The 15,683-nt window shown below is 69.2% G+C and carries 12 protein-coding genes; 11 read left to right on the forward strand and 1 reads right to left on the reverse strand.

Annotated elements, in window-relative coordinates; genetic code table 11:
• Positions 1-128 precede the first annotated feature (128 nt).
• The 11 genes from B141_RS43875 (at position 129) to B141_RS0131710 (ending at position 14,320) form a co-directional block, all read left to right on the forward strand.
• Positions 129-1,997 carry a polysaccharide biosynthesis protein gene (locus B141_RS43875; protein ID WP_020579208.1) on the forward strand — a complete coding sequence of 623 codons (1,869 nt, stop codon included), beginning with the start codon at positions 129-131 and terminating at the stop codon, positions 1,995-1,997.
• Positions 1,998-2,082: 85 nt separating this feature from the next.
• Positions 2,083-3,318, forward strand: coding sequence for a glycosyltransferase family 4 protein (locus tag B141_RS0131665; RefSeq protein ID WP_063828687.1), 1,236 nt, complete (start codon positions 2,083-2,085; stop codon positions 3,316-3,318).
• Positions 3,315-4,631, forward strand: coding sequence for a lipopolysaccharide biosynthesis protein (locus tag B141_RS0131670; protein WP_020579210.1), 1,317 nt, complete (start codon positions 3,315-3,317; stop codon positions 4,629-4,631). Before B141_RS0131665 ends, B141_RS0131670 begins: the two co-directional genes overlap by 4 nt.
• The gene (locus B141_RS0131675; protein ID WP_020579211.1) at positions 4,624-6,192 is read left to right on the forward strand and encodes an oligosaccharide repeat unit polymerase; all 1,569 of its coding nucleotides are present in this window, start codon (positions 4,624-4,626) and stop codon (positions 6,190-6,192) included. The genes B141_RS0131670 and B141_RS0131675 overlap by 8 nt, the downstream gene beginning before the upstream one ends.
• Positions 6,189-7,454, forward strand: coding sequence for a glycosyltransferase family 4 protein (locus B141_RS0131680; protein ID WP_020579212.1), 1,266 nt, complete (start codon positions 6,189-6,191; stop codon positions 7,452-7,454). Before B141_RS0131675 ends, B141_RS0131680 begins: the two co-directional genes overlap by 4 nt.
• Before the next feature lie 142 nt (positions 7,455-7,596).
• Positions 7,597-9,780 (forward strand): prenyltransferase/squalene oxidase repeat-containing protein, encoded by a 2,184-nt coding sequence (locus B141_RS0131685; protein ID WP_157181442.1) that lies wholly within the window; start codon positions 7,597-7,599, stop codon positions 9,778-9,780.
• Between the two features lie 5 nt (positions 9,781-9,785).
• Complete coding sequence (locus tag B141_RS0131690) at positions 9,786-11,030, forward strand: DegT/DnrJ/EryC1/StrS family aminotransferase (protein ID WP_020579214.1); 1,245 nt, start codon at positions 9,786-9,788, stop codon at positions 11,028-11,030.
• 24 nt (positions 11,031-11,054) lie between these two features.
• Entirely contained in the window at positions 11,055-11,753 is a 699-nt protein-coding gene (locus tag B141_RS0131695; RefSeq protein ID WP_020579215.1) for an acyltransferase, read from the forward strand.
• Positions 11,750-12,835, forward strand: coding sequence for a DegT/DnrJ/EryC1/StrS family aminotransferase (locus B141_RS0131700; RefSeq protein ID WP_020579216.1), 1,086 nt, complete (start codon positions 11,750-11,752; stop codon positions 12,833-12,835). Before B141_RS0131695 ends, B141_RS0131700 begins: the two co-directional genes overlap by 4 nt.
• Positions 12,832-13,845, forward strand: coding sequence for a Gfo/Idh/MocA family protein (locus tag B141_RS0131705; RefSeq protein WP_020579217.1), 1,014 nt, complete (start codon positions 12,832-12,834; stop codon positions 13,843-13,845). The genes B141_RS0131700 and B141_RS0131705 overlap by 4 nt, the downstream gene beginning before the upstream one ends.
• A gap of 7 nt (positions 13,846-13,852) precedes the next feature.
• Positions 13,853-14,320 carry a GNAT family N-acetyltransferase gene (locus tag B141_RS0131710; RefSeq protein WP_020579218.1) on the forward strand — a complete coding sequence of 156 codons (468 nt, stop codon included), beginning with the start codon at positions 13,853-13,855 and terminating at the stop codon, positions 14,318-14,320.
• A 139-nt stretch (positions 14,321-14,459) separates the two neighbouring features.
• Here the strand turns inward: B141_RS0131710 and B141_RS51855 are convergent.
• Positions 14,460-15,683: HNH endonuclease (locus B141_RS51855; RefSeq protein ID WP_237742856.1), on the reverse strand; the 1,224-nt coding region annotated here is incomplete at its 5' end.

Here is a 15,683-nt window from a genome sequence, read left to right on the forward strand (position 1 = left end):
CTCGCCTCCAAGAGTCTGGCATGCCACTCATGCGACATGCCCGGCCAGAGTCCTTGTAACGTCCTGTAACGTCCTCCATCGCACCCAGGCAGGCTTGTCCGACATGTGAAGGAAAGGGCGGTGCCGACGTGTCGCAGCACGGCAGCAGCTCGCTGCAGGGCGTGCCGTGGTCCAGGGCCGGTCTCGTTGTCAACGACGTTGCGGCATGGGTCGTCGCTCTCGGACTCGCGACGCTCTTCCGCTATGACGGCGCGTTCGATCGCCTGGACACCGGCGGCCTCCTCGTCGTGATCCTGGTGGCCAGTGCTCTACAGCTGTTGTTCGGATTCCTCGTCAAGCTCTACCAGGGTGGCTACCGGACGGGGAGCTTCGACGAGGCCGTCATGATCGCCGCCGTCGGCCTCATCATCGGGGCGTCACTTCTCATCGTCGACCTCGCGGTGCAGCCGAGCCGGCTGGTGCCGTTGAGCGTCCCCTTCGGTGGCGCGATGGCGGCCGTGCTCGGGATGGTCTCGACCCGCGCGATCATCCGGGTCCTGCGGGAAGGCACCGCGCGCCCACGCGAAGGCGCCCGCACCCTCGTCTTCGGTGCCGGTGACGGTGGCGAGCAGCTGATCCGTTCGATGCTGACCGACTCCGACAGTCCGTACCTCCCGGTCGGTCTGCTCGACGACGACCCGGGCAAACGGCACCTGCGGATCAGCGGTGTGCGGGTCCTCGGCACTCGCCACGATCTCGTCGAGGTGGCTCACCGGGTGAGCGCCGAGGTGCTCGTGGTGGCGATCCCCAGCGGGCAGGCCGCGCTCTACCGCGACGTCGCGCACGAGGCTCGCCGGTGCGGGCTCGAGGTCAAGGTGCTGCCGGAGCTGCCCGAACTGCTGGCCCCGAGCCACATCACCATCCGCGACGTCCGCGACATCGACGTCACCGACCTGCTCGGCCGGCACCAGATCGACACTGACATCCAGGCGATCGCGGGATACCTCACCGGCAAGCGGGTGCTCGTCACCGGCGCCGGTGGTTCGATCGGCTCCGAGCTCTGCCGGCAGATCTCGCGGTTCGATCCCGCCGAGCTGATGATGCTCGACCGCGACGAGTCCGCGCTGCACGCCGTCCAGCTGTCGATCGAGGGACGCGCGCTCCTCGACACCGGCGACGTGATCCTCGCGGACATCCGCGACCACGAGCGGGTGCTGGCGATCTTCGAGGAACGCAGCCCGCACGTGGTGTTTCACGCGGCGGCCCTCAAGCACCTCCCGATGCTCGAGCAGTACCCCGCCGAGGGCTACAAGACCAACGTGCTCGGCAGCATCCACGTCCTTGAGGCGGCCGCGAAGGTCGGCGTCGAGCGCTTCGTCAACATCTCGACCGACAAGGCCGCCAACCCCACGAGCGTGCTGGGCCGCACCAAACGGTTGGCCGAACGCCTCACCGCCCACTTCGCCCGCTCGGCGCAGGGGAGTTTCCTGAGCGTCCGCTTCGGCAACGTGCTGGGCAGCCGCGGGTCGGTCCTCACCGCGTTCGCTCGGCAGGTGGCTGACGGCGGACCGGTAACGGTGACCCACCCTGAGGTGACCCGCTACTTCATGACGATCCCCGAAGCCGTCCAACTCGTCATCCAGGCGGCGGCGATCGGTCGGGATGGCGAGGCGCTCGTCCTCGACATGGGTGAGCCGGTCCGGATCGTGGATGTCGCGCGGCAGATCATCGAGATGGCCGACGCCGACGTCGAGATCGTCTACACCGGCATGCGACCGGGCGAGAAGCTGCACGAGGAGCTGCTCGGTAACGAGGAGGTCGACGCCCGGCCGTTCCACCCGCTGATTTCGCACGTGGACGTTCCAGAACTCGCCCCGGAGGCGGTGGAGTTCGCGGACGTGCTCGGGGTCCGGGCCGCCCTCGAGGAAGGGGACACAGCCGGGCATGCGGGACAGAACCTGTTAGTCTGCGCCGACAGCGACCCGCTGATCTCGTCCGACGTACAGTCTTCCGGTTGAACGCAGGAGCGGGAGGCAACGTCCAGGGCTCGGCCCGAGTCAGGGCGAGGGCCCGCGACAGATCTCCTCGGCTCATGGATAGGCAATGACCGCTAGCTCTGCTCAGACCCCTGCGGCGTCCCGGCGACCGAAGGCCGTGCACGTCTCGATCGTGCACCGCTCGACCGACATCCGGATCTTCCACAAGCAGTGCCGGTCCCTCGCGGCGGCGGGTTACGACGTGACGTTGTACGCCCGCACCGACGGGGTGGGTCCGGACGGGCGAAGCCCGAGCGGAGCCGGAACCCCCCAGCCGTACACCGAGGATGGCGTGCGGGTCGTTCCGGTTCCCCGGCATGGTTCGCGGGTGAGCCGGATGACGGTGGGCGTCTGGAGCCTCTTCCGTCCACTCCTCGCGCAGCAGGCCGACGTCTACCACTTCCACGACCCGGAGCTGATCCCGCTCGCGATCGCGTTGCGGGCGCGGGGTCGCAAGGTCATCTTCGATGCGCACGAGCCGCTGCCGGCGCAGATCATGGCCAAGCACTGGATTCCTGGTCCGTTGCGCCCGCTGGTGGCCCGGGCGACCGAGGTGCTCGTCAGGGTCGCCGGTCGTGGCATGACCGCGGTGGTCGCCGCGTCTCCCCTCGTCGCGGGCGTCTACGCCGGTGCGAAGCGGCTGGCGACCGTCAACAACTTCCCCATCCTTCAGGACCAGTACGCCGTGGCCGGCGGCGACGCGGACATCCCCTACCACCAGCGGACCCGCGGGATGGTCTACGTCGGTGGTCTGTCAGACATCCGCGGACTGGCCACCATGCTCGAGGTGGCCCGCATCGCGGGCACCAGGCACGGCGAGAAGCTCACGCTGATCGGCCCGTTCATGCCACCCGAGCTCGAGCAGCGGCTCGAAGACCCCTCGCTCACCGACGTCATCGACTACGTGGGGGTCAAGAAGCCGGTCGAGGCGCGGCAGCTGATCCGCGAGGCCAGGGTGGGCCTGATCCTGCAGATCGGGCCCGAGGCCTACAAGCAGAACCTCCCGACCAAGATGTTCGAGTACATGGCCGAAGGGCTGCCGGTCGTCGCGTCCCACTTCCCGCTGTGGCAGGGGATTCTGGACGACGCCGAGGCCGGTGTGGTCGTGCCGCCCGAGGACGGCAGGGCCGCCGCCGAGGCCGTGTCGCGCCTGCTCGCCAATCCCGCCGAGGCCGCCGACATGGGACGGCGGGGTCGCAAGGCCGTGCACGAGAAGTACTCCTGGGAGGCCGAGGCCCAGACTCTGCTGTCGCTGTACGACAGTCTGTTGCCCAGCGAGCTCGCGGCCGCGCGAGCTAGGTGAGCACCGTGGGGGGTGCGGCGCCGGAGGCGCGTGGCGTTGCCTCGACCAGCGCGCCGGCTCGCGTCGGCGCGCGCCGTGGCGTCGTCGAGATCGTCCTCGGCACCGTCCTTGGCCAGGGACTCCTGGTGGCGGCATCACCCCTGCTGTCCCGCCTTTACACACCGGCCGACTTCGCCCTGCTGCAGATCTTCACGGGTGTGGTCTCGATCGGCGCCGTACTCGCCAGCCTGCGCCTCGAACTCGCGATCCCGCTGGCCCGTGACCAGCACGAGACCCGCGCCGTACTCCGTGCCGGCCTGCTGGGCACGGTCGCGATCGCGGTTCTGGTCTGGCTGCTCGGCCTGCTCACCGCGGGCTTGTGGGCCGTCGGTGACACGCTGGTCGACCTGCGCGCCACCTGGTGGCTGGTGCCGGTGACCGTTGCGGCGATCGCCGTGTTCCAGCTGGTGAGTGCGGTGCTCGTCAGAGCCGAGCGTTACCGCGACATCGCCGGCCGGAACGCCGTCCAGGGGGTCGGCACGGCAGGCGCCCAGCTCGGGTTCGGTGTCGCCGGGATGGGGCCACTCGGGCTGCTGCTCGGCATGAGCCTCGGGCGCGCCGTGGGTCTGCTGTCGATCGCCCGCCGCGGGCTGTTCCCGCGCGAGCCCGGCCAGCCGCGGGCCGCGGTGACGGTCGCGGACATGACGAACGCGCTGTCGAGGTTCCGGAGGTTCCCGCTCCTCACCACCTGGTCGGCGCTGCTCAACAACGCCGGGCAGTACGCGCCATACCTCGTCTTCACCCTGACGTACGGCCAGAACCCCACCGGCTGGCTGGCGTTCACCACCCGGCTGCTCGCCCTCCCGGTCACCGTGATCGGCCAGGCGGTCGCGCAGGTCTTCATGGGACGCGGTGCCAGCGCCCAACGCGAGGCGTCAGGCGACCTGCCCCGGCTCACCTGGCTCGCCGTACGCCGGCTCGCCCTGCTCGGGGTGGGGCCGGCGATCCTGCTCACCCTCATCGGTCCGTGGGCGTTCGGTTGGGTCTTCGGCGGCGCCTGGGAGCGGGCCGGCACCTACGCGCAGATCCTCGCGGTGGCGTTCCTGGCGCAGTTCGTCGCGAGCCCCATCTCGAACGTCTTCAACCTCGTCGAACGCCAGGGCATCGCGCTGGTCTGGGAGGCCGTGCGGCTGGCGCTCGTGGTCGCCGTGCCGTGGCTCGTGTGGGCGCTCGGGGGTTCGGACGTCCTCGGGGTTGCTGCTTACGCGGCGGTTCTCGTGTTCTCCTATGGTGGTGTCCTCGCGTTGGCGTGGTGGGTGTTGCGTCGTGCCTGACCGCACTCCAGCCGCCGACGTCCCCCGCCTTGGCCGCCGCGGCCTCATCTGGCTCGTCGTCTACGCGATCGGGCTCGGAGCCTCCCATTTCTTCGTCATCGCGCCGTCGTTCGCCTACCTCGGCTTCGAGAAGATCCCACCCAACCCGCTCGTCGCGATCCTCATGGTGCCGACGTACCTCCTCTGTGCTCGGCGGCTGCCGGCATCGTGGGAGCGCCCGTCGGCGATCGTCTACTGGATGCTCTTCCTGGTCGTCGTCGCACCGATCCACGTCCTGCCGGTGTTCACGACCGACCTGTCCACGCCGGTGTGGCTCATGGTGGGCTCGGTGGCCGCGGCGTTCTGGCTCCTCGGGGCGATCTACTCCTGGCAGCTTCCCGACATCCGGAGGGTCGCCCTCGCACCGAAGGTGTACTGGCCGGTCTACGGCCTGCTCTGGCTCGCCCTGATCGGCGTCGTCGTCTCCTACTACGGCCTGCAGTTCCGCCTGGTGTCGCTCTCGGAGATCTACGAGATCCGCGACACCTACCGCGACTCCTTCGAGCAGGTGCCGCGGGTGTCGAGGTACGCCATCACCTGGCTGGGCAACGTCATCGCCCCGATCGCGATCGCGCGCGGACTGATGTCCAGGCGCTGGGGCTGGGCCATCCTCGGGGTCGCCACCGAGCTGTTCCTCGTCTCGATCACCGGCTTCAAGCAGATGCTGTTCTCGTCCGTCTTCGTGGCCGGCGTGGTGATCCTGGTCAAGACGACCGACCTGCGGCGGATCGGCTACCGCGTCGCGGCGCTGGTGGGCGCGGGCGTCATCGGGATCACGGCGTACGACTTCTTCACCGGCGGCTGGAGCATCTCGTCCATCGTCGTCCGCCGGATGGTGCTGACCAGCGCGGTCAACACGAAGTACCACTTCGAGTTCTTCATGGCGAATCCGAAGGCCTACCTCGGCTACGGCCTGCTGAGCCGGTGGGTGGACTATCCGTACGACCTGTCCCCGGCGTTCCTCATCGGGCAGGTCTACTACGGCAACCCGGGCACCAGCGCCAACGCCAACATCTGGGCGGACGCCTACGCCAACTTCGGGCTGCTCGGGGTCTTCGGCTTCACCGCGATCCTGGGCGTGGTGCTGATCTTCATCGACAGCGTCGCGAGGGACGTGCCGAGGGGCCTCGGTATCGCGGCGCTGGCCCAGTCGGCGTTCAGTCTCTCCAACACGGCGATGTTGACGGTCTTCCTCACCCACGGCATGCTGCTCGCCGTCTTCCTCGTCTACTTCATGCCATCGGACTCCCCGGTGACCCGGCCACCGCCGCGTTGGCGCCGGGCGCGCCAGAGCAGCGCCGACCCGCCCGGTGGCCTCGAAAACCCCGGTGGCCCTGAAAACCTCGGTGGCCCCGAGAACCCCGGCACCCCGGGGGGAGCGCACGCGAACGGCCAGGTGCCTGGCGACGGGGGTTCGGCCAGCACCGCGAGCGCCGCGACGAACGGAACCTCAGCCGGACCGGCGGCAACGGAGCCCCGGCCGACACCTCAAGGAAACCCAGGAAGCGAACGACACCCATGACCCAGGGTCGTAGCCGACACGTTCTCGTTCTCAACCACTTCGCCCTGCCCCGGTCCGAAGGCGGCGGCACCCGGCACGTCGAGTTGTTCAGCCGGTTGTCCCGCTGGACGCATCTCATCGTGGCGGGCAACCGCAACAACGGCACCCTCCAGAAGTTCGTCAGCAACTCGCCGGACTTCGTGACGGTCCCCGTGCCGGCCTACTCCTCCAACGGCATCGGGCGGGTGCTGAACTGGGGGATGTACGTCGCCGGTGCTCTGGCGGTCGGCCTGACCGCGCGGTGGCGGCGGGTCGCGGACACTCGGCCGCGCAAGGTCGACGTCGTCTACGCGTCCTCTCCGCATCTGCTGACGCCGCTTGCCGGTTGGCTGCTGGCGAAGGTGCATCGCGCTCCGCTGGTCCTGGAGATCCGTGACCTGTGGCCGCGGTCGATGGTGGAGTTGGGCTACCTGGCCGAGGGCTCCCGGATGCACCGGATACTGGTCCGGCTCGAAGGGTTCTTCTACCGCTCGGCCAAGCGGATCGTCGCGGTGGCCGATGGCTGGCAGCCGCACTTCTCGTCGTTCGGTGTGCCCCCCGAGAAGGTCGTCCTGGTGAGCAACGGCGCCGAGCCGGCCGACTTCACCCCGACCCTGACTCGCGACAAGGCCCGGGCGCACCTGGGCGTCGACGGGTTCGTCGCGGTCTACGCCGGCACGCACGGACCCGCCAACGGCCTCGACCTGATCCTCGACATCGCCCAGGACCTCACCGACTGCACGTTCCTCCTCGTCGGCAGTGGTCTTGACAAGGAGCGCCTCGTCGAGCGGGCCCGCCAGGAGCGGATCGACAACGTACGCTTCCTCGAGCCGGTGCCCAAGGCGGAGCTCGGCGACCTGCTCGTCGCCTGTGACGTCGGGCTGCACACCCTCGCGCAGGCCGAGCTGTTCAAGCAGGCGCTGAGCCCCAACAAGCTGTACGACTACATGGCGGCTGGGCTTCCGGTCATCACCAACGTCGGTGGTGACCTGGAGATGCGGCTGGCCGAGGCCGGTTGTGGCGTTCAGGGGTCGCCGCGGGAGGGCATGTCCGCTCGGCAGAGTCTCGCCGACGCGGTCCGTACAATCCGTGACCGATCCGTGGACGAGCGGCAGACGATGGGGCGTCGCGCTCGCGATTATGTGGAACGCCACGCCTCGCGGACGGCGATGGCCGCACGGCTCGAGAAGGTCCTGGACGACGTCGTTGCCGGTGATGCGCCAGTACCCTCCAACCATCGTTGAAGGATCTGCGAGGTGGGGGTGGGCCCAGGCGGGCGAAGCCCGCGTGGGGCCGGAGACTGCACAGTGGGGGTGGGCCCAGGCGGGCGAAGCCCGCGTGGGCCGGGACCACACAGCACCGGTCGGGAGGGGAGCTGCACAACTGGTGGGTGCGAGTGAGGCGAGGTCGACAGAGCGACCCCGTGTAGACCGGCGTGCGTGGGTTGGCCGGGCTGAGGCCGGCGCTCGCGCGGTGGTCGCGGGCGGCTGTGTTCTCCTCCTGCTGACGCTCGCGTCCTGCGCGGATGCCTCCCGGATCCAGCAGAGCTTCGAGCCGTCCCCGGTGAGCGGTCCCTCGTCGCGCCAGACGGTGGCTCCGCGGCCCACCATCACGCCGTCCGCGCCACCGATCCAGCCGATCAACGCCGGATTCGAGCAGAGTTTGTCGGGGTCCTGCCCGAAGCAGTGGACCTGCACCGCCAGCGGCGGGACCCGGGCCCTGCTCAGCACCACCATGAAGCACGAGGGCCGGCAGTCGCTCCAGATCAACGTCGGCAGGGGCCGCTACACCATGCGCAGCGGCGCGGTGCCGGCGCTCCCGCAACGCACCTACAGCGCGGCGGTGTGGCGGCGTTCGTCCACCGGACGTCCGTCCGGCGGCGAGTCCGTACGCCTGCTCTTCTACGACGCCAAGCGCAGGCTCGTCGGATCGGGTAGTGACCGCGGTGGGACGCCCAAGCCATGGACCTGGGAGGGCGTCGCCGTGAAGGCGGACGCGCCGGCCGGAACGGCGTACGTCGAGGTGGAGGTGTCGGTCGACGGACCCGACCGGACCGTCTGGCTGGACGGCCTGAAGATGCGGCACAGTCCGATCCTCGAGGTGTGGGGCGGCACCGGCGTACGCCGTGGTGACAAGAGCGACATCATGACCCTGCAGGTCACCACGCCCACGCCGGGTGGCGTCCACATCGGCACCATCAACGCCTTCGGCCAGCACCTGAGCGTGGCGGGACCGAACGTCATCGACAGCGACCAGAAGGGCCGGCTGACCTACACCGTCGCGGGCTCGGCCGGCTATGACCCCAAGACCAGGACTGTCCTGGTGCGGCCCGGTGGTTCGGCGACCATCCACGTCAAGGGCGGAAGGTTCACACCGACGCCTGGCACGGGATTCCCGCTGGCGACGCTGGGGGATCCGGTGGCCCAGTCTGAGTTCTTTGCCTTCGTCGCGGCCCAGAACTTCAACGAGACTCCCAGCCTGGTCGCCCTACCGAACCGCTCGGCCGTCCAGGAGTCGGTGGACAAGCTGGCGAAGTACCTCGACGGCCGGATGACCAAGGACGGCGGTTGGGGGATCGCCCATCCGTACTGGCCCGGGGAGATCCGATCTGATCCCCAGGCCATCGCGGTCCTCACCCAGGGATACCTCAAGCGGGCGCAGGCCTCCTCCGACCGGGTGTATGAGTCGCGGGCCCGGCGGGGGCTGGAGTGGCTGGTCAACAACCAGCGCCGGGACGGTAGCTTCGGCCTGCCGTGGGGGTTCGGTGCGGGCGACGGTCACTTCAACTACCGCGGCCACTACCCGAAGGGCACCTCCAGCCACCCGGTCGGGGCGCCGCTCGGTGTGGTCACGGTGGCCGGTGCGAGCACGCTGCTCGAGGGCTTCAAGGTGTACGGCGACGCGCGGTATCTCGCCGCCGCGATCCGGGCGATGGACTATCTCCTCCACGGGCGAAACGGCTTCCAGTGGCTCGACGCGAAGCGCACCCGTGGCAGCGTGCCGTACTGCGACCTCGAACCCATCCTCAAGCCGGGCGACCCACGGATCGCCGCGCACGACGTCGTACCCGCCCTCAAGAACACCTCCGTCGAGGTCTACAACATCGACGGCGCCGTCCTGTCGTTCCTGAAGGCGTTGTACGTCGAGACCGGCGACAAGCAGTTGCTCACCTACGGCGACGCGATCGCCACCAACCTGGCCGCCAAGGTGCGGGCCGACGGGTCGATCCCTTACTCGTGGTACGAGCCAGACCCGCACTCGGCGGGGTACGCCAACATCTCCTACACCGGTCTGCTGGAGTACAGCGAGATGCGGGGCCGCCAGGACTGGGTGGACCGGGCCGGGCGGGGCTTCAGCTGGATGGCCAACCACGCGAGGTCCGGGCTGGTGCCGACCGACTCCTACGCCTCGGTCTATGGTTTGAACCTCTCCGGCGACGTCACCAAGTACGTCACTAAGACGTTGGTGAAGCAGGGTCCCGACGGGTCCTTCAGTGACAACGAGGCGACCCGGACCGACGCGGTGTTCTTCGCCATCCTGTCCAGCCTGCTCCTCGATATGGGAGGTTGACCGCCATGCCCGTGCCCGCGTCGACCCGGACCGCCGAACTCGCCGTCACCGGTGGCGATCCCGTACGCACCACGCCGTTCGCGCCGTGGCCGTTCTTCGCCGACGACGAGATCGCCGCGGTGGTCGAGGTTCTGCGTTCAGGGCGGGTCAACTACTGGACCGGCGACGAGGGCCGGGTCTTCGAGCGGGAGTACGCCGCGGCCGTGGGGGCCGAGCACGCGGTGGCGGTCGCCAACGGGACCGTGGCGCTCGAGCTCGCGCTCCGGGCGGCGGGGGTTCAGCCTGGCGACGAGGTGGTCGTCCCGGCCCGCACGTTCGTCGCCACCGCCAGCGCGGCGGTGGCGATCGGTGCGCATCCGGTGGTCGCCGACATCGACGCGGAGACGCAGAGCCTCACGGCCGAGACCGTCCGGGCGGTGCTGACGCCGCGGACCCGCGCGATCGTCCCGGTGCACCTGGCCGGCTGGCCGGCACCGATGGACGAGTTGATGGCACTGGCTGACGAACACTCCCTGGTCGTCGTCGAGGACTGCGCGCAGGCACACGGCGCGGCGCTCGGTGGCCGCCCGATCGGCACCTTCGGGCATGTCGCGGCCTGGTCGTTCTGCCAGGACAAGATCCTCACCACGGCCGGTGAGGGCGGCATGGTGACCACGGACGACGAGGCGATCTGGCGAGCGGTCTGGGAGCACAAAGACCACGGCAAGAGCTATCAGGCGGTGTACGAACGCGAGCACCCGCCAGGCTTCCGGTGGCTGCACGAGTCGTTCGGAACGAACGCCCGGATGAGTGAGGTGCAGGCGGCCCTCGGTCGCCGTGCGCTCGCGAAGTTGCCGGCCTGGTCCGAACGCCGCCGCCGGTTCGCCGCCGCGCTGGACGCGGGGCTCGCGGGTGTGCCCGGGCTGCGGCTGACGGTCCCGCCGGACGGCGTACGACACGCCTACTACAAGTACTACCTCTTCGTCCGGCCCGAGGAACTCGCACCCGGTTGGACCCGCGACCGGATCATGACCGCGGTCGAGGCCGAGGGCGTGCCGTGCTTCCAGGGTGCGTGCGCGGAGATCTACCGCGAGAAGGCGTTCGACGCCGAGGGCCGGCCGCCCGCGCCGCTGCCGGTCGCCCGCGAGTTGGGGGAGACGTCGCTGATGCTGCTGGTCCACCCGACCCTGGACGACCGCGACATCGATGACACGGTCGAGGCGCTCCGTAAGGTCATGGCGGCCGCGACCGGGGCAACGAGCCGGTCATAACGGACTTCGTTACGCTGACCGGTCATGACCCCTGGCTTCGCCCCTGCGACCGAGCACTTCGTCGCGGCCAGCGCCGATGTCGACGAGCGTGCCGTGATCGGCGCGGGCTCGGCCATCTGGCATCTCGCCCAGGTCCGAGAGGGTGCCGTACTCGGGCCCGACTGCATCGTCGGCCGTGGTGCCTACGTGGGTTCGGGCGTCCGTGTCGGGGCCCGCGTCAAGATCCAGAACTACGCGCTCGTCTACGAGCCGGCGGTCCTGGAGGACGGCGTCTTCGTCGGGCCGGCCGTGGTGCTGACCAACGACCAGTACCCCCGGTCGGTCGACCCGTCCGGCGCGCTGAAGCGTTCCGATGACTGGGACGCGGTGGGCGTGACGGTGCGCGAGGGTGCGTCGTTGGGTGCCCGGGCGGTGTGTGTCGCTCCGGTGACGATCGGCCGCTGGGCGATGGTCGCGGCTGGTGCTGTCGTCACCCGGGACGTGCCCGACTTCGCGCTGGTGGCGGGGGTTCCGGCGAAGCGGGTCGGGTGGGTCGGGCGGGCCGGCGTACGCCTGGAGGCCGACGGTGACGGGCCTGACCGATGGCGTTGCCCGCAGACCGGTGAGGTCTATGTCGAAGCCGAGGGAATCCTCCGCGAGGGCCGGAACAACGCGGTGGGGGTGGGCCCAACGGGCGAAGCCCGAGGGGGCCGGAACAACACAGTCGAGAGCGAGACGAGATGAGTGCGGGGACCATTCCGGCGGCCAAGCCCCTGATCGGTGACGAGGAACGCGCGGCTGTTGATCGCGTTCTCCGGAGCGGCATGGTGGTGCAGGGGCCGGAGGTCGCGGCGTTCGAGGCGGAGTTCGCCGAACTGGTCGGCGGCAACATCTGCGTCGCGGTCAACTCCGGCACCAGCGCCCTCCACATGGGGCTGGTGGCGGCCGGTGTCAGGCCAGGCGACGAGGTCATCGTCCCGTCGTTCACCTTCGCAGCGACTGCCAACTCCGTGGCGCTCGCGGGCGCGACCCCGGTGTTCGCCGACATCGAGCCGGACTACTTCTGCCTGGATCCCGCCGCGGTCGAGGCTGCCGTGACGCCGCGCACGGTCGGCATCATGCCCGTGCACCTGTACGGTCACCCGGCCAACCAGACGGCCCTGGAGGAGATCGCCGCGAAGCACGGGCTCGCGATCTTCGAGGACGCCTGTCAAGCGCACCTCGCGTCGTGGCAGGGGCGGCCGGTCGGGTCGTTCGGCGCCATCGCCGCGTTCAGTTTCTATCCCACCAAGAACATGACGACCGGTGAAGGTGGCATGGTCGTTTGCGCCGACGAGGACGTCGCCCGCAAGGTGCGGTTGCTGCGTAACCAGGGCATGGAACGCCGCTACGAGAACGAGCTGGTCGGCTTCAACACCCGGATGACCGACATCGCCGCCGCGATCGGACGGGTGCAGCTGACGAAGGTTCGCGGATGGACCGAGCAGCGGCAGCGCAACGCCGCCTATCTCGACGCGCACCTGTCGGGGCTGGCTGGCATCACCACGCCGAAGGTCGCCGACGAGGCGACGCACGTCTACCACCAGTACACCCTCCGGTCCGACGACCGTGACGGCCTGCAGAGCAAGCTGACTGACGCAGGGGTGGGCACCGGCGTCTACTACCCGATCCCCAACCACCAGCTCCCGTCGTTCGGTCTCGACCTCGACCTGCCCGAGACCGCGCGGGCCTGCCGGGAGGCGATCTCCTTGCCCGTCCACCCGGCGCTGACGGAGTCTGATCTCGAACACGTGGTCGCGGCTGTGGCGAAGGCGGTGGAAGCATGAGCTTGCTGAGGGCTGGGCTGATTGGCCTGGGGATGATGGGGCGGCACCACGCGCGGGTGCTGCGTTCCCTCGACGGCGTGGATCTGGTCGCGGTCGCGGATCCGGGCGGTGACCCGCACGGCGTGGCGAACGGCCTTGACGTGCTGCCCGACGTCGAGAAGCTCATCGCCGCCGGGATCGACATCTGCGTGGTCGCGGTCCCTACGGCGTTCCACGAGGAAGTCGGGCTGACCCTCGCGGCGGCCGGCGTTCACACGCTGGTCGAGAAGCCGCTGGCCAGCAGTGTCGAAGGCGCGGCCAAGCTGGCGGATGCCTTCGCCGCGGCTGGGCTGGTGGGCTGCGTGGGCCACATCGAGCGCTACAACCCGGCGCTTCAGAACCTCCGCGCCCGCCTCGAGCAGGGCGAACTCGGCGAGATCTTCCAGGTGATCACGCGCCGGCAGGGGCCGTTCCCCAACCGCATCGCCGACGTCGGTGTGGTGAAGGACCTCGCGACCCACGACGTCGACTCGACCGCGTGGGTGACCCAGCGTTTGTATCGTTCCGTGTCGGCGCGCACCGCGCACAAGAGCGGCCGTCAGCACGAGGACCTGGTGGCCGTGGTCGCGCAGCTTTCCGACGGCACTGTCGTCAACCACCTCGTGAACTGGCTCTCCCCGATGAAGGAACGCGTCACGGTCGTCACCGGCGAGCGCGGTGCGTTCGTCGCCGACACGGTCTCGGCCGACCTGACGTTCCACGCCAACGGCGTCCAGCCGCTGGAGTGGGAGACGATGGCGTCGTTCCGCGGCGTGACCGAGGGCGACATGATCCGGTACGCCATCCCCAAGCCGGAGCCGCTCCGTACCGAACTCGCGGCGTTCCGGGATGCCGTCCTCGCGGAGGCGGAGCCCGGCACAGCCGGCAAGGGTGGGAGCATCGTGGGCATGCGGGACGGCCTGGCGATCGTCGAGGTGGCCGAGGCGATCATCCGCTCGGCGTCTGAGGGACGCACCATCGACCTGGGCTGAGCGTGCCGTGTCCGACTTTGTGATCGAGCGTGCGCGCCACCGGGACGCTGGCGAGATATTGACTGTCCAGCTGGCGGCGTACGTCGGCGAGGCGCAGAGGTACGCCGATCCAGAACTCCCGCCGCTTATGGAGTCACTGGCGGAGGTCGAGGACGCGATCACGTCGACCCATGTCCTCGTGGCCCGGGACGCGGGCCGGTTGGTCGGAAGTGTGCGTGGTCGCGTGACCGATCGCACGTGCGTGGTCGGTCGGCTCGCGGTCGCTCCCGACTGGCAGCGCCGTGGGGTGGCGCCGGCGTTGCTGCGCGCCCTGGAGGATGTCGTACGCGGTGAGGTGGACGCCTTCACGCTCTGGACCGGGCACCTGAGCGCGGGCCCGTTGCGGTTGTACGAACGCCTTGGCTATCGGGAAGTGCGCCGGGAGCGGGATACGGACACGGTGGTGCTCGTGTATCTGGAGAAGCAGCTCGGCTGAAGGGGTGGCGTTTCCGCCGGCCGGGAGCGCTTTCATGACCTTGCTCCTGATTCGGCATGTCGGCAGGCTCGATAACCCTTCTTTTCAAGGGTTATCGAGCCTGCCGGTCTTGTTTGCTTGTCCCGCTTCTCCGTGCCGGTTAGAACGGCGGCGGGTCCGGATCGTTTGGTTCTACGGGATCAGTAAGTCGTGGCGGGGTCACCTGGTACTCCCGCCCGTGCGGGTCGGTGTAGGTGAGGTGGCCCGGACTGGTCTGCTCGACCTTCCAGTCGCCCTCGGTCTTCACGCGGTGGTGGCGGCGGCATAGTGGTGCCACGTTGTTGACCGACGTTTCGCCACCCTCGGAGTACGGCTTCGTATGGTCAAGGTCGCAAGAAACTGCTGGGCGCCTGCACAGCATCCAGGTGCAGCGCTGGTTCAACGACTGCACAAACTCCGCCGGAAGACCACGTAAGAAACGCATGGACATTGGATGCAGGCTCAGCAGCTGTCCGGTGACTGGGTGGGTGATGCCGATGGCGAGCATCGCGTCGGGGTTGTCGAGATGGTTGGCGATCAGCCGTCGCGCTACTTCGGTGAGCACGGGTCCGAACCCGCCAAGCTCGGCTGGCCGCTTTGCCAGCTCGAACAGGGTGGTGATGGGCATGTTCAGCTGGAGTTTCGCCTTGATCGCTGCTTTCCAGGACCGGAACGCGGCCGGGATCTCCTGCTCGGGGATTGGTTCCCGGTCAGCGTCGCCACCCGGACCGCGTCCGGGTTCGCCGCCTCCCATGGCCGCGTCGCTCTCACCAGGGGCTCCGTTATTGCGGGCCTGACGTGCGGGCCGGTCCAGCGGGTGGGTGTAGGTGGCGGGTTTGCAGTCCTCGCACGGGCAGCCCGAAGGGTGGTGGTCGTGGTCGCACCCGGTGTGCCGGCACCCATCCTGCCCGGCGGCAGAGTCTTCGCGCGCACCCTCAGCTTCGGAAGAGCTGTCGGCGTTGTCGTGCTCGTCGAGCAGGTCGTCAAAGGATCCTTGACGCGGGCTGGAGTCCTCGCTGCTCTCCCGGTCGCCCTTCTCGCCGTCACCGTTCTCGCAGTCGCAGTCCCCGCCGGCACTCTCAGCATCGGCACCCTCAGCATCGGTGCTGGTCGGTTCACGATTGGCGGCGCCTTCGCGGGCTTCTTCCTCGCCGTCGCAAACGATGACGTCGGCCTCGCCGTTGCAGATGATGACGTCGGCTTCGCCGGAGAGGAGGGAGATGGCGATGTCGGCGCGTAGTTGGGGGAGGGTGCGTTCGTCCCCGCGTGCCTTCTCGGTGCGGGCGATGGCGTCGATCAAGGCCCAGGCTTGGGCTGCTTGATCGTGGGGGATGCCGTGCAGGCG

Source organism: Actinopolymorpha alba DSM 45243 (assembly GCF_000373925.1).
In the GTDB taxonomy this organism is placed as follows: Bacteria; Actinomycetota; Actinomycetes; order Propionibacteriales; family Actinopolymorphaceae; genus Actinopolymorpha; species Actinopolymorpha alba.